Below are 13380 nucleotides of genomic sequence, written 5' to 3'. Positions count from 1 at the left end.
GTTGTTTTTTCACTTACCTTCTCCCTGTCTACCTGATTTTTTATAGCTATGTTTTATATTAGCCTATTTATCTTACAAATAACTCAATTATGATTAAAATTCAATCTTTTTCCTGCCTTATTTTTTTGCTTCACGCTGAAAACACCCTTAGCTAAAGCACTTTATTAATGCAAAACAACTAGTTAATACCTAGTCCTTAATAGGGTTGTTTTCCATATATGAAAATTCATAGCAAATGCGCTGGCGATAGGTCTCACCTGCATGGATCACCGCGGAGGGAAAGTGCGGCTGGTTTGGCGCATCAGGCCAATGTTGAGCCTCTAAACAAATCCCTGAGCGGGCTTGAAACGGTGCGGACAAAAAATTACCTGCATAAAATTGCACACCCGGTTGAGTGGTAAACAGCTGCAATTTAAGCCCGCTCTGCCGCGAGGTTAATTCCGCCACCGGTAAGCTCAGATCACGATCTGCCGCAAACACATAATAATGATCAAACCCGTTTACAGCCTGCAACGTGGCATCATCTTGGGTAATGCGATCGCAAATGGCTGTTGCAGTTTGAAAATCAAAAACGGAACCCGCTACCGACCGAATTTCGCCGGTGGGGATCCCTGATGCGGTGCAAGGTAAAAAATGGCTCGCAGCAATACTTAACTCATGTGCCGTCGCATCTTGCCGATCGCCGTTTAAATTAAAGTAGCAATGATTGGTCAAACTGATGACAGTGTCGCGATCTGCGCGAGCCTGATACTCAAGTTCAACGGCTAAACCCGAAACTCGCACTGTCAGAAAAATATCTAAAGCACCAGGAAAACCATTCTCGCCATCCGGCGAATGGTAATAGAGTTGGCAATGATCTGCCTCGACCGCAATGCATTGCCATGCGCGATGGCTCAATCCTATTTCACCGCCATGCAAAGCATGCGGGGCATCACCAATTGCTAATGTTATCAGCTGCTCACCTAACGAGAACTGGCCAGCGGCAATTCTATTCGCATAACGGCCGATGGTAGACCCAAAGTAGTAAGGATTGCTCAGAAAGGTTTCAGCCTGCGGATACTCTAAAGTAACCAACTGATTTTTAACGTGAATAGATTTGATTGTTGCCCCAAAAGGTAATATTTCAACGCGTAACCCTGCTGCGGTTTCCAAGCGAATATTGTCGACGTTGATGACCTGTTGCTGCATACGCACCTTTTAATCTGACATATTTTTACCTTAACTCACATAAAGTAGTATTTATCAGACAAATTTGCAAGTAGCAAATAGGGAATTCTATAACAGTCATCTGTTTTTGTAGAACACGTAGAATATGCTGAGGAATGCCCTCTGGGGTGTTGAATGCTATTAACTTGGTTTTTGAGCGGGTTAAGGTGAAATTGTCGCTAAAATTGTGGCAGGTTGGCTAAGGGGTAACGCAATAATGATTGCTTCTGCAGAGGCGGGAAAAATGCCCGTGAGTGCTGTGATATTCACTTGATGCGATACTAACACCGTTGGCTGCGCTACCTTAGCATCAGAAAATCGCGTAATGAGCGCTGCCGTTTGCTGCTGGCCATTACCACGCCCGGCGAAAAACGAATTTAACGCGGCAAGTGGTTGCACGTTGCCAAGCCCAAATAATTGAGCAGTTTCTAAGCAGCGACACCATTGACTACTATATATTGCTACTGGCCCAGCAGCGTGATGTTGCAGCATTTCCCCCCACGCTTTCGCTTGAGTACGACCTTGTGCGTTTAAGTTACGCTGGGTAGCACAATCCTCTAGCTGAAAGCCGGCAGGATCACCGGTACCTGGCGCTAATGCATGGCGCATTAATACAATAGCCTCGCCATTAAGCCAAGCTTGCCATGCTGTAGGTTCATCAGTCGCCTTAACACCCAGTGTGATAAAAATTAAGCTAAGCAGAAATATAAAGCGCTTCACGATGTGTGTGTTCAGCATACAAACCGTTCCTTGTAATGCAATCTTGAAAAGGTGTAAACATTACGTGCACAAGCGGGGACAAGTTTAGTCCTCCCCCCAGTCTTTACTCAATGCTAATAAAAGTATGCAAATGATTTTGGCTCAATCGATTAGGCAAAGTACGCACACGATGACGCAATAGGTGTTCATCAAACCGTACTATTAAGTATTTACCTAACTATTGATTCACCAGAGGTTCATCCCAATAGTCTATTATGTAAGGTGGATGCAGTGATAATTCCATATCACTAACCTAATTGCCGCAAAGGAGCATATGATGGCTAAAGCAACAGAGAACGATTTACAGAAAGAACTGAAATTAATTGCTGATACTTTAGAAGAGTTATTGCAGAATTCTAGCGACAAGCCAAAAGCTGAAGTCGAAAAACTGAAGGCAAAAGCTGAAGATATGCTAAAAAACACGCGCACTAAATTGGCCAACGCAACTGAAAAGCTTTCCGAAGCCTTACATCATACAGAAGAGACCGTTACGGCTAAAGCACAGCACGTGTCTGATAGTACCAATGAATATGTACAGAAAAACCCTTGGACCAGTGTAGGCATTGGCGCAGCCGTTGGGCTTGTGTTGGGCGTATTGCTGAGTAAGCGTTAAACTATGACAGACTCTTCCTCGCAAGGGCCAGCCGCCAAACTCTTTACCCTAAGTAAGCGGATGCTACAACGTTTACTTAGGATGGCTGAGCACCGGCTAACCTTAGCCACTATTGAGCTTGAAGAAGAAAAGCAGCAATTACTTAAACTGTTGCTGCTTGCGGGTGCCTCTTTACTCTGTTTGGCCTTTGCGTTGATGAGTTTATTAATGTTAGTTAGTTGGGCAATTGATCCTGCCTATCGACTTACTGCATTAAGCCTTCTGTGCTTAACATTATTTATACTCGCGGGTGTTGGGGTTTACAGTACGCTAAAACTGAGCCGCAAAAGTACACTGCTGGTAGAAACCCGACGCCAGTTACAAAAAGATTTACGTGCCCTTCAGGAGCCAACAGATGACCAGTAAACGTCGCGTTTTGCAACGTCGTAAATCTGTGCTGTTGCAGGCCATTGCTGCCGAGCGCGAAACCTTGCGACACGAAGCAACACAATGGCATGCCGCTACGCAGCGGCTTGACAATGGTTTGGCTGCCATCATGCGTTATCGGCCTTTAGTGATGGGCGCCGGTGCCATTTTAGCGCTCACCACGCTGAAAAAGCCGCTGCATTTGATGCGTTGGGGGCGCAAAGCGTTATCAATTTGGACTAGCTATCAGTTACTGAAGCGGACAAGTTCGCTCAATACAACAAAAGACAACAACACCTTTTAACGCATGTAAGTTCTCATGCTATCCACTCTAGTCTGCGATCTGGCCAATACATTACCGCTTCACGACTATGCAACTGTGGCAGTAAACTAGGCTCAGCTTCGGCAATCACCTGTTTTGCAAACGCACAAAAGAAGGCCGCTTTTAACGCCGCGCGTCTACGATCTATCCCTGCCGCCAAATAAGGTACAGATGCGAGCAATAAAATACCATCGGCCAAAATACGCTGTGAATCCATATTGCTACGAATAATCGCGGCGGCTTTTTTTATGGGTTGTGATAAGTCGGGGCTAAAAGGCCCAATAATGAGAGCAATATTCGGCACATGCAGAAAGTCAAAACCACGACCTAAGCAAATAATCCATTCCCGATGTTGTACATCCAATTGTCGACGCTGCTGCCGTTGCACTGCACTATGCTGAATGTTACCCGACAGTAATGGTAATAAATCGCGCTGTATCGCCTCTGGCATCATTGGGCAAAGCTGATGCAGCAGCCGAGGTAAATCGACACTATCGATAGGGCGATACACGCTTAAATCGAGGATGCGTCCAGTACTTCCATGCAACACTAAGGCATCACTGTCAGTTTCAAACCCTGCCACTAACGCATAACACTGAGGTTTATCCTCAAAAATGCGCTGTAACTGCTGACGAATTTGTAGCGCCTGCGCCAACGCAGCATCGCGATCACATTTAAATCCCGCGCAGCCACGCCATTTATCACCTGCAGAAAAATGATAGGTAATTAACACTAATACCGGTCTATTTTCGGCCAACGCCTGCGAAATATCATCGCACAGCAGATCGCCTAAATATGGCCAACCCAAATCAAAAATACCGCCTAAATTGCGATAAGGTTGGATGATCCCTAAGGGGGTTTGCGTTGCATGCGGTAAATGAATGCGACCATCCATGCACTTAAGCGCGATTAACTTAGTGGGATGCTGTTGCAAATACTGCTGCCGTTGTGCGGCACTAGCAATAAAAGCCTCACTATGGCGTTGCGCCAATTGCTCCAACCAAATGATCCGAGCGCTAAAAGCTTGCTGGTATAGATCCATATCTTGCTTACCATGTGAGGGATAAATTAACAATAATCGAAAACGCGTAAGATGCGGCTGCAACTTTAGTCGAATTCTCTCCTTTAGACGCAGTACTGGGCAAAGCGGGATTTTTGTGGCAGGCTATTAGGAATTACTATCACAAGTAACAGGATTTCAGATAAACATGCGCCTTCTTGCTAGCTTACTGCTGCTGTTCACCCTAGTCGCATGCGACAAACACCCCGCCAGCGCCGATGTTTTAGCAAATAACTTTACAGTAGAACAGCAACAACTATTACAACAGGGTAGTCAGCGCGCACGCAGTTGTGCCGCCTGTCATGGGGCTAATGGGATCTCAAGACAAGCCTTGTACCCGAGTTTAGCGGGAAAACCTGCTATTGAACTCGTACAAGCGATGCAGGCATTTCGTGATGGTAGCCGAAAAAACGCCTTAATGAGCCCGCAAGCGCGCGGACTATCAGATGCAGATATCGAATTATTAGCCGCTTATTACGCCTTACTGCCCGCTGCAGCCACGAAGTAACCACGCGTTCATTCGGCTGCTAAATACATCACAGTGTGACAGTAAGCAGGCGCAATAAAGCGTAAACGCTTTAAGCATAAACAACCAACACACCTCAACACGCGCTAGTCTGTCGCAAATAAAGACAATAAATCGTCGGCATTACCTTGCCATACTTGGCCTTTGCCATTACCTAGCAACTGATCGGCTAAACCTTGTTTATACTGCTGTAATTGTTGTACTTTCTCTTCCACAGTGTTGCGCGCAATCAGTTTGTATACAAACACCGGCTTATCTTGGCCGATGCGATGCGCGCGATCCGTTGCCTGATTCTCAGCCGCGGGGTTCCACCAAGGATCATAATGAATTACCGTATCTGCCGCCGTTAAATTGAGTCCCGTACCTCCTGCTTTCAAGCTGATCAAAAAGACTTCCGTATCACCCTGCTGAAAGGCATCAATTTGTTGCTGACGCTGTTTAGTTTGTCCCGTTAATTTACTGTAGCTGATCCCTAAAAATTGCAGTTCTTGCTCAATTAGGTGCAACATGCTGGCAAACTGGCTAAACAATAATACCCGCCGACCTTCTTCAATCATCTCTGGCAGATTTTCGCGCAACCAACTGAGTTTGGCATTATGACGAACACTTTGCGCTTGTTCGATAGGCACTAACCGCGCATCACAACAGGCTTGGCGTAACTTTAATAACGCGTCTAAAAACTCAATTTGGCTGGCCGCGACCCCTTTACGTAAGAACAGCTCCCGCACTTTAGTTTCCATGATTAAGCGGATGCTTTCGTACAAGTTACGTTGATCCGCCTCAAGCTCAAGCAATTGCACGATTTCTGTTTTTTCGGGTAACTCGGTTGCCACTTGGCTTTTACTGCGACGCAGCATAAAAGGCGCAATTTTTTGTTTTAAATGATTGGCGCGTTCTAAATCAGCGTGCTTTTCAATCGGTTTGCGGTATACCTGATTGAAATGTGCTTCAGTGCCTAATAAACCGGGGAGCACAAAATCAAATAATGATTTTAATTCCCCTAAGTGGTTTTCTAGCGGCGTACCTGAAAGCGCTAAACTAAACTCACGTTTTAATGCCCGAACGCTTTGTGCTGCCTGACTGCCCGCATTTTTAATATGCTGCGCTTCATCCAGCACCACCAAACTAAATTCACGCTGCCGATATAAAGGTAAATCGCGTACCAATAACGGATAGCTCGTCACAATCACATCATAATCGGCCAACGCTTCAAACAACGGGCGTCGCTTAGCGCCATACACTTGTAATACCGATAACGCGGGCGTAAAACGGGCGGCTTCATTTTGCCAGTTCCCTAACAACGATGTGGGACAGACAATTAACGCCGGCTTTTGTAAACGCCCTTGCTGTTTTTCATGTAGCATAAAACTTAACGCTTGCAGCGTTTTGCCAAGCCCCATATCGTCGGCTAACACGCCGCCTAGACCAAAACGGCGTAAAAATACCAGCCAATTTAATCCTTGCTGCTGATAACTGCGCAAGACTGCGTTTAATCCTGAGGGTAAAGGAACCTCGGTTATCCCCTGGAAATTATGAAGCTGCTCGGTAAGATGACTGACGCGATTCGCATTTAAATACTGGATTTCGGCTGCACCGGGAGGCGGTAGAATAGCGGCTTTGTAATCAGGTAATTGCAACGTCAACGGCGATTTTTGTAAATTGAGTAATTCAACAATCGTATCAATTAACGGTTGAATTAACTGCATGGGTAACGCCAACTTACCTTGCGGTAAACTTAGCCAAATGGTTTGACCCGCAGTAGGTAAACCAAATTGGCGTAGCCATTGACTAATAAGGGGTAATAAAGGCACTTGTTGGCCATTTATATCCACCTGAATACCCAATTCAAAGCCACTTTGCTTACCATCTTGCACTTGCAAATAAGGCGTAGCATCTAAAATTTGCAGATTAAAATCACTGTCTTGTTCAATTTGCCAGCCCTGTGCAGTTAATTCTACTAACGCATCTAAGAGTGGCTGCCATAATTCAGGATTATCGGGGCCATCACCAATACCGTAGGCACTTAATTTATTGGCCGGTGCAGGCAGAGGACAATCGACTAGCCCGAGCTGTAATAGCTGTTCTAGCGCCTCTACTTCACACTGGCGATGGCGTTTGATGAACAGGCTCTGCTCAGCTTCTATCAGCTCTGTTTGTGCTTGTTTGAGCTCCAGCGGTAAACGATGCCCAGCATAATCGAACCATAATACGGCTGTTGGTCTGGCGGCTTGTTGCGGCTGATGGATGCGCATCTGCAAGGCCAGCACCGGGATAGGCGCTACATCGACTTGTTTGATTGCCACGCCCTTGGGCACAGGCAAGGTGACTTGCTTAAATAATTGCTGCAGTTTACCCAATCGCGATGCTAATTGATTGGGCGGAATAACCGGCATTTTGGCCAGTAATTTTAGCTCCCGGCCACTCAATGTCGTATCAACATCGCCTAATTCGTAATGATCCGTATTGATAAAACATGGGGGATCGGTAAACACTAAGCGGTTTGCATCATCTTCGGCAATCTGCCAGGTTAAACGCTGACCGGTGTCTTTTTCCTGCCATTGCAATTGTAAAGGCCGGATACCCTGCCAGCTAAGCTCATACCGAGCTTCGCCAAAAAAACACCGTCCTGTTGCCAAGATTTCTTGCAGCAGTTCATAGCCCCAACGCTCCTCTAAAACATGCTGCTCTGCGCTATTATGCGAGCGAAAAACGGTGAGCAAACGATAATCTTCTTCACTGAGCCAAGATGGAGGCTGCGGGCTGATCAGATCATATTTGCCTAAAGGTTGGCCTTTACTATACCCCCCTTTCTTTAATAGTTTTACCCGTCGCGGGTACATTTGCAGCCCCAATTGCCCATAACTGAGTAAATAGAGCACCGTATCTTCAGGTTCAGATTTATTCGGTTGCTGTTGCTGCTCTACTTCGGCAAACCAGCTATCTAACTGCACTAAGGGCAATTGCTGGATCCGTAATTGCTGCTGCGCATAATCACGCTTTAATCTTAACAGCACTGCTAACACATGTTTACAACGCTGCCCGACAGGACAACTACAGGTATCTTGTAAGTGCCAGCGTCCATCGTATTGCAATAGCGCTAATTTTTGGCGATAGGGAGCAAACCCAGCGCCCCAAACTTGGGCACTAATTTGGCTTAAATCGTCATGATATTCCAGCTTTAGAACTTTACCTGCCTGCAAATAGGCGCGGGCACGATGCACCGTTGCAATATCAAACCATTGCAGTAAATTTGCTTCACTTAACGGAAATAAGGCGGAACTTTCAACGTCGGTTTGTTCAGTCAACTTACTCGGCTCTCTTTACTTCAACGATGCATGAACGCAGGGCGGTGTCTAAACACAGTAGATATCGAAACGCGATGCGTGAATGCTGGTAATACGTAGGACGAAAAAGTTTAGGCTTGTTCGGCCACAGACAAATGACTATGCTACCGCAAAGGGGGCGCAGACCAAAGCGTTGTGCTACAAAATTGTTGCTTTTTTAACAGTTATAGCGCCACCGGCCTATACTAAAAATAATAACTCAGTTGCAAGGCGATATAATCGTCGCGTTTTAGTAAAAATAACCGATCGAGTGGATCATCCGTTTGAAACAACCAGGCGTGTACACTTAGTCGCATACTATCTGATAAGCGCGTAGATCCCTCTAATTTCATCGAGCGGCTTTGCTTATTATCTAAATCTTGCAGTACTCCCACTAAAAAATCGCTACCAGCTAGATCATTTAGCGCCAAACGCCATCCTAGGAAGAGATCATTTTGCCCGGGTAATGTAGCTTGAGCACCGCGGCTGTCATACTGGTACTCGGCAATCCAGCCCAAATCCCATACCTGCGCAAAAGCGCCAATTTGGGTATACTCAAAACCGCCCGTCGCTGCAACATATTCGGCGTAACCGGTACGCCGATAAATACTTTCAAGCTTCCATAACCACTCGCCCTGCACCCATTGCAGATCAACACCATATTGTTCCATTTGGTAATACAGCGATTGCAGCTCACCGCTGGGCGTGGGCTGTAACAAAGGCTCACGATTATTACCACTAAAAAAACTTAGCCCCACATCCATTCCCGCAAAGCGTTGGCTATAACGCAGTGCCACATCCAAATTATGCTTGCCATCCGATGACTCATACCAGGTTAGATCCTGATTAACACGTAAAGGTGGACCTAAGCGCCCAGCCGGCGCTGGAAATTGCCGCTCTCGAAAATACGGTAAAACATAGATATCTAACGTACCCGCTTTGCCTGTACGTCTTAGCGAGAGCATCGGCTGACCAAGCTTAGCTTCGAGCTCTACCCCAGCGGTAACATCGGTTTGATTAATAACATCCACTAAATGTTGTGATTCAGTTACGCCCCAAAATACGGTATCAATACCCGCTTTAACTTCCCAACCTGTTCCAATATAACGCCAGTAAGCTTGTTGCAAATCGACAAGATGACTATCACTATCGCGTTGGTGCCAACGCAGATAGGGCTCAATATTCACATTATGCCGCCGACTGACATCTTCATAAGACCATTGTCCACGATAACTTAGTAAACTATGAAAGTGCGCAGCACCTTGCATACCACTACGATTAAAATAACGTTGCTCTGCCGCAAACTCGTGCTGTACCCGCCAGCTGCCTTTTGCTGTGGTAGGGTGTTGTGGTGTGGCATGGGTATCGCGAGAACTTGTAGATTCAGCAAGCGCAGTCGCAGCAGCGACTGATACAGCTGGTGAAACTCTAGTGGTTAGCGGCGAAACGTCAGCATCCGGTGTATCAAGCTCTGCAATAACCATAGCGTTCTTATTGCTATTTATATCAGCGCTCGTGGCAGGCGGCGGTGATAAGGCGGCTGTGGCTGAGCCGTTGTCACGACGCGTAGACACCAATGTAGACGTTGTCGGTTTCGCATGGCTGGGCAAAGGCTGTTCTGCTAACTGCGCGTAATACCATGTTTTTGCAGTGGCGGCATCCGTTGCCAACATTTGCTCGCGACTCGGCGGTGTTAATACCGCCCCTTGGATTAAATGATGAAGATTATTCTGTCGAAATGCATGAGGATTCTGCTGCCATAATGCATAAATCACCTGTGGCATACTAACATGCTCATCCGGCCTCGCCTCTAAGGCTAAGCGCCATAAGGTAGTGTCGGCTTTAACCGGCCCCACTGTTTCGGCAAGTAAGCAGGTACTTGCTGCTAAACAGAGTAATCCTACAGCACCTAATCCCAGAGATAATCGCATATCGCCCAAAGCGCTTAACGCGCCCGCTCCAATGCACTTACATCAAAGTCTGCCGCAGTGCGACCCGTTTGAAAACGAATAGTTTCTAACACTAAATCGGTACTTTTACCGGTTTGCGCATTTAACATATGCAACTTATGTGGGCGCCAGAACTTATCTAGGTACTGACGATAATCACTCGCGGTTAATGTTTTTAATAAACTGGCTTTACGATCATAGTATTCTGCCTGTATTACCCGATAATGCGCCTGATCAACCCAAACAATAATTTTGCTATAGCCTGAGAAAGTGTCGGTTGGTGTTTGCTCTACCACATAACATTGCAGCTCGCCGCAGGCCTCATCGCGCAGATAACGAAAACTAAATTTTTCCAGTTCAAACGATGTCATATCTTCGTACGCAAACTCACTGGCCATAAAAGGGCCCGATTTATTGCGGCTGGCAATGCGTCGAGTCCGTTTTACACTGGGCAAATACAACCACTGATCATCTTCCGCAGTTGGATGAGAATGGGTTAAAAATGCCGAGCCTCTCACATCCAACGGCTCGTCAAAAATCGTTAAAGCTTTATCACCATCGCCTTGCACTTCTAGCGCAAAGGTACGCATGCGCCTTGCACTTTCGCGGCCTTGCGCATTACGCAAAATCATTTGTAACTCGCTCTCACTTTCTACCCAGCCGCGATCGCGGGCTTTTTGTTCCTGAGCAATCGCTAAGCCTTTAGCTTGTTCATCTGCTACTAATGGCAACGCACACAACAAGGCGCTGACGAACAACATTTTATTAAGCGTTTTGAACATGTTTTTCATCCTTAGATTTATCCAGCTTTAATAAACACGCGGGTAAGAACAAGAGATCAACAATAAGTGCGATCAAAATAATACCCGAGGTTAACAATCCCATATCTGAATTCAGTCGGAAGCTGGAGAAAATTAACACCGCAAAACCACTGACCAAGACCATTGTGGTGATCCACAGCGCGCGGCCAACACTGTGAAAAGCATAGCGTACTGCCTGTTCATTGTCTCGCCCCTCTAATCGAGCGTAACGATACTTCGCCAAAAAATGTACTGTATCATCAACAATAATCCCCAAGCTCATACCCGCTACCACTGATAGCGCCAAATTTATCTCACCAATAAACAGGCCCCATAAACCAAAACCAATTATGGCTGGGACTAAATTAGGGATTAAACTCAATACCCCTAATCGTAACGAACGCAAACTAAACACCAGTAACAAGGAAATTAACAATAATGCCACCGGCAAAGTACTCAGCATCGATGCCATATTACGCTCACCGATATGCGCAAACATCAAGGCTGCGCTAGCCGCGGTTACCTGATAGGTTGGAAAGTTGCTAGCAACATACTCTAGCGCGCGTTGCTCAAAGGCAATAATCTCTTTGCTGCCTAAGTTGTAAAGCGTTGCGGTTAGGCGTGTCGCACTTTTATCAATGTTCAGTTGATTGTTTAAATCGAGCCCAAAAGGTAACGACATTTCGTACAGTAATAAATATTGGGCCGCTTCCTCTGCCGTATCAGGTAAACGGTAAAAAGCAGGATCGTCCTGATGCATATTACGATTTAAGCGTTTAATAATATCGCTTAGGGTATTAACGTGCATCACTTCAGGCTGTTCCGCCAACCAGGCGCTAAACCCCGCTAACGCCGCTAAAAACTCGGGCTGGGCAATGGCACCTTCTCCTGCACCTGATAGCGCAAAATCAACCGAGGTAAAGCCACTTAAGTTTTGCTCCATAAAATCGTTGGCCTGACGAAAGGCGGTACTTTTGGCAAAATACTCATTCGGTTCATCATTAACCTCATTCAAGGTCAGTAATGCTGTACTGATTAATGTCAGTATCACAAAACCATACAAGATCGGCTTTTGTTTTTGCACCACCTGATTCGCTAACCAATCCATCTTGGCCGCACTACGTTCGACATTTTTAGCCGCTTTTAACGGTAAAACCCACATCATCAATGGCAGTAACGTTAGACTAAACAAGCACGCGAGCATAACCCCCACAGCGGTAAGATTACCTAAGTCGCGAAGAATCGGCACTTCAGAAAAATTAAGTGTTAAAAAGCCAATGGCGGTGGTGACACTGGTAATAAGCACTGGCAGCCAATTACGCTGCAAACTAAAGCGAATGGCCTCGGGTTTGCTTTTACCTTCACGTAACGCCAATTGCATACAGGCGAGTAAATGCACCGAATCAGCAACCGCCAATGTCATTAAAATAGTGGGGACATTGACGGTGGCCGTGCTCATAAAAATGCCCAACCAACCCGCAATACCCAAGGTGCTAGTCACCGTGACGATAATAATTATTAAAGTGGCGAAGGCCGCCCATGCTGAACGCAGTAGCCACGCAAGCATCAAAATAATGGCCAATAACATAATCGGCACTAGCCGTTTTACATCGGCTTCTGCCTCTGATGCAAAGGCATAATTCATGGCAATAATACCCGTATGGTAAAAAGTCACGTCAGGATGCTTTGCTGCAAATTCATCACTGAGTGCCCGCACAAAATGCCATATTTCATCAACTTGTTGCTGCCCTGTCGGTTCGGGTAATTGCAGGGTAATATTAATGGCAGTGACAGCGCCATTTGTCGCAATTAAACGATTAACTAATACAGGCTCTGCTAGGGCGACTTGCTTGATCGCAGCAATCTCAGCTGTTGTTAACGCTGCACCGTTTCTAACTAAATCATCCACCTGTAAATCATCTAACTCAGCCACGGTATGTTGATAATTACTCAACGAATCAACGCGTATCGAATAAGGTGTTTGCCACGCAGCATCGGTGTAGTCTTCGATGAGTTGTAATAGTGCTGGCTGAAATACCTGCCCGTCTTTCGGTGCAATACCAATCAGAATATTATCGCTTTTGTTAAATTCGGCTTGCATCTGCTCAAAGGCTTGCAACTGTGGATTATCAGGCGCAAAGAAGATCCGATAATCGCCCCGGAAATACAATTTACTTAACCCAGCACTGCACATAAAAATCAGCAACAACGATGCCAATAACACCAACCAAGGTCGGCGTAAAATGAAGGGTAATGGTGTATTCATTTAAAAATACTCATGATTTATTCGCTGTTTAAATTGAAAACAGTTTATACCGTAAAACGATGACATGCGCGTGTAAGCGTGAATATTTCCGACAACACGCCGAAAACTTGCAAATAATTAACATATATCTAAACTTTAATGATCGATTATC

The 13380-nt window shown here is 45.8% G+C and carries 11 protein-coding genes; 4 read left to right on the top strand and 7 right to left on the bottom strand.

Annotated features, from left to right (window positions below; translation table 11 throughout):
• Nucleotides 1–189 precede the first annotated feature (189 nt).
• A complete protein-coding gene (locus IE070_RS08455; RefSeq protein ID WP_189482429.1) occupies nucleotides 190–1188 on the bottom strand; it encodes an aldose epimerase family protein in 999 nt (332 codons plus the stop codon).
• A 180-nt stretch (nucleotides 1189–1368) separates the two neighbouring features.
• Nucleotides 1369–1944 carry a histidine phosphatase family protein gene (locus IE070_RS08450; RefSeq protein ID WP_189482427.1) on the bottom strand — a complete coding sequence of 192 codons (576 nt, stop codon included), beginning with the start codon at nucleotides 1942–1944 and terminating at the stop codon, nucleotides 1369–1371.
• 295 nt (nucleotides 1945–2239) lie between these two features.
• On the opposite strand from IE070_RS08450, the gene IE070_RS08445 reads away from it, so the two are divergent.
• Genes IE070_RS08445 through IE070_RS08435 form a run of 3 tightly spaced genes read left to right on the top strand, consistent with a single transcriptional unit; the run spans nucleotide 2240 to nucleotide 3287 of the window.
• Nucleotides 2240–2578, top strand: coding sequence for an ElaB/YgaM/YqjD family protein (locus IE070_RS08445; RefSeq protein ID WP_189482425.1), 339 nt, complete (start codon nucleotides 2240–2242; stop codon nucleotides 2576–2578).
• Nucleotides 2579–2581: 3 nt separating this feature from the next.
• Nucleotides 2582–2983, top strand: coding sequence for a phage holin family protein (locus IE070_RS08440; protein ID WP_189482423.1), 402 nt, complete (start codon nucleotides 2582–2584; stop codon nucleotides 2981–2983).
• The gene (locus IE070_RS08435; protein ID WP_189482421.1) at nucleotides 2973–3287 is read left to right on the top strand and encodes a YqjK family protein; all 315 of its coding nucleotides are present in this window, start codon (nucleotides 2973–2975) and stop codon (nucleotides 3285–3287) included. The genes IE070_RS08440 and IE070_RS08435 overlap by 11 nt, the downstream gene beginning before the upstream one ends.
• A gap of 13 nt (nucleotides 3288–3300) precedes the next feature.
• Here the strand turns inward: IE070_RS08435 and IE070_RS08430 are convergent, their stop codons facing one another.
• Nucleotides 3301–4410, bottom strand: a complete 1110-nt coding sequence (locus tag IE070_RS08430) for a carboxysome shell carbonic anhydrase (protein ID WP_229796989.1) — start codon at nucleotides 4408–4410, stop codon at nucleotides 3301–3303.
• Nucleotides 4411–4513: 103 nt separating this feature from the next.
• Here IE070_RS08430 and IE070_RS08425 point away from each other — a divergent pair, with 103 nt between their 5' ends.
• Nucleotides 4514–4873 (top strand): c-type cytochrome, encoded by a 360-nt coding sequence (locus tag IE070_RS08425; RefSeq protein WP_189482404.1) that lies wholly within the window; start codon nucleotides 4514–4516, stop codon nucleotides 4871–4873.
• 104 nt (nucleotides 4874–4977) lie between these two features.
• On the opposite strand, the gene IE070_RS08420 is transcribed toward IE070_RS08425, so the two are convergent.
• The 4 genes from IE070_RS08420 to IE070_RS08405 all read right to left on the bottom strand — a co-directional run bounded on the left by IE070_RS08420 (nucleotide 4978) and on the right by IE070_RS08405 (nucleotide 13229).
• Nucleotides 4978–8196 (bottom strand): DEAD/DEAH box helicase, encoded by a 3219-nt coding sequence (locus tag IE070_RS08420; protein ID WP_189482402.1) that lies wholly within the window; start codon nucleotides 8194–8196, stop codon nucleotides 4978–4980.
• Between the two features lie 224 nt (nucleotides 8197–8420).
• Nucleotides 8421–10145 carry a FimV/HubP family polar landmark protein gene (locus IE070_RS08415; protein ID WP_189482400.1) on the bottom strand — a complete coding sequence of 575 codons (1725 nt, stop codon included), beginning with the start codon at nucleotides 10143–10145 and terminating at the stop codon, nucleotides 8421–8423.
• Nucleotides 10146–10159: 14 nt separating this feature from the next.
• Nucleotides 10160–10945, bottom strand: coding sequence for an outer membrane lipoprotein-sorting protein (locus IE070_RS08410; protein WP_229796988.1), 786 nt, complete (start codon nucleotides 10943–10945; stop codon nucleotides 10160–10162).
• On the bottom strand, nucleotides 10929–13229 hold the full coding sequence (locus tag IE070_RS08405; protein WP_189482396.1) for an efflux RND transporter permease subunit: 2301 nt from the start codon (nucleotides 13227–13229) through the stop codon (nucleotides 10929–10931). The genes IE070_RS08410 and IE070_RS08405 overlap by 17 nt, the downstream gene beginning before the upstream one ends.
• Nucleotides 13230–13380: the final 151 nt, after the last annotated feature.

The sequence above is a fragment of the Alishewanella tabrizica genome (genome assembly GCF_014652375.1).
Classification (GTDB): Bacteria; Pseudomonadota; Gammaproteobacteria; order Enterobacterales; family Alteromonadaceae; genus Alishewanella; species Alishewanella tabrizica.
This window is presented reverse-complemented; position numbering and strand designations above follow the sequence as displayed.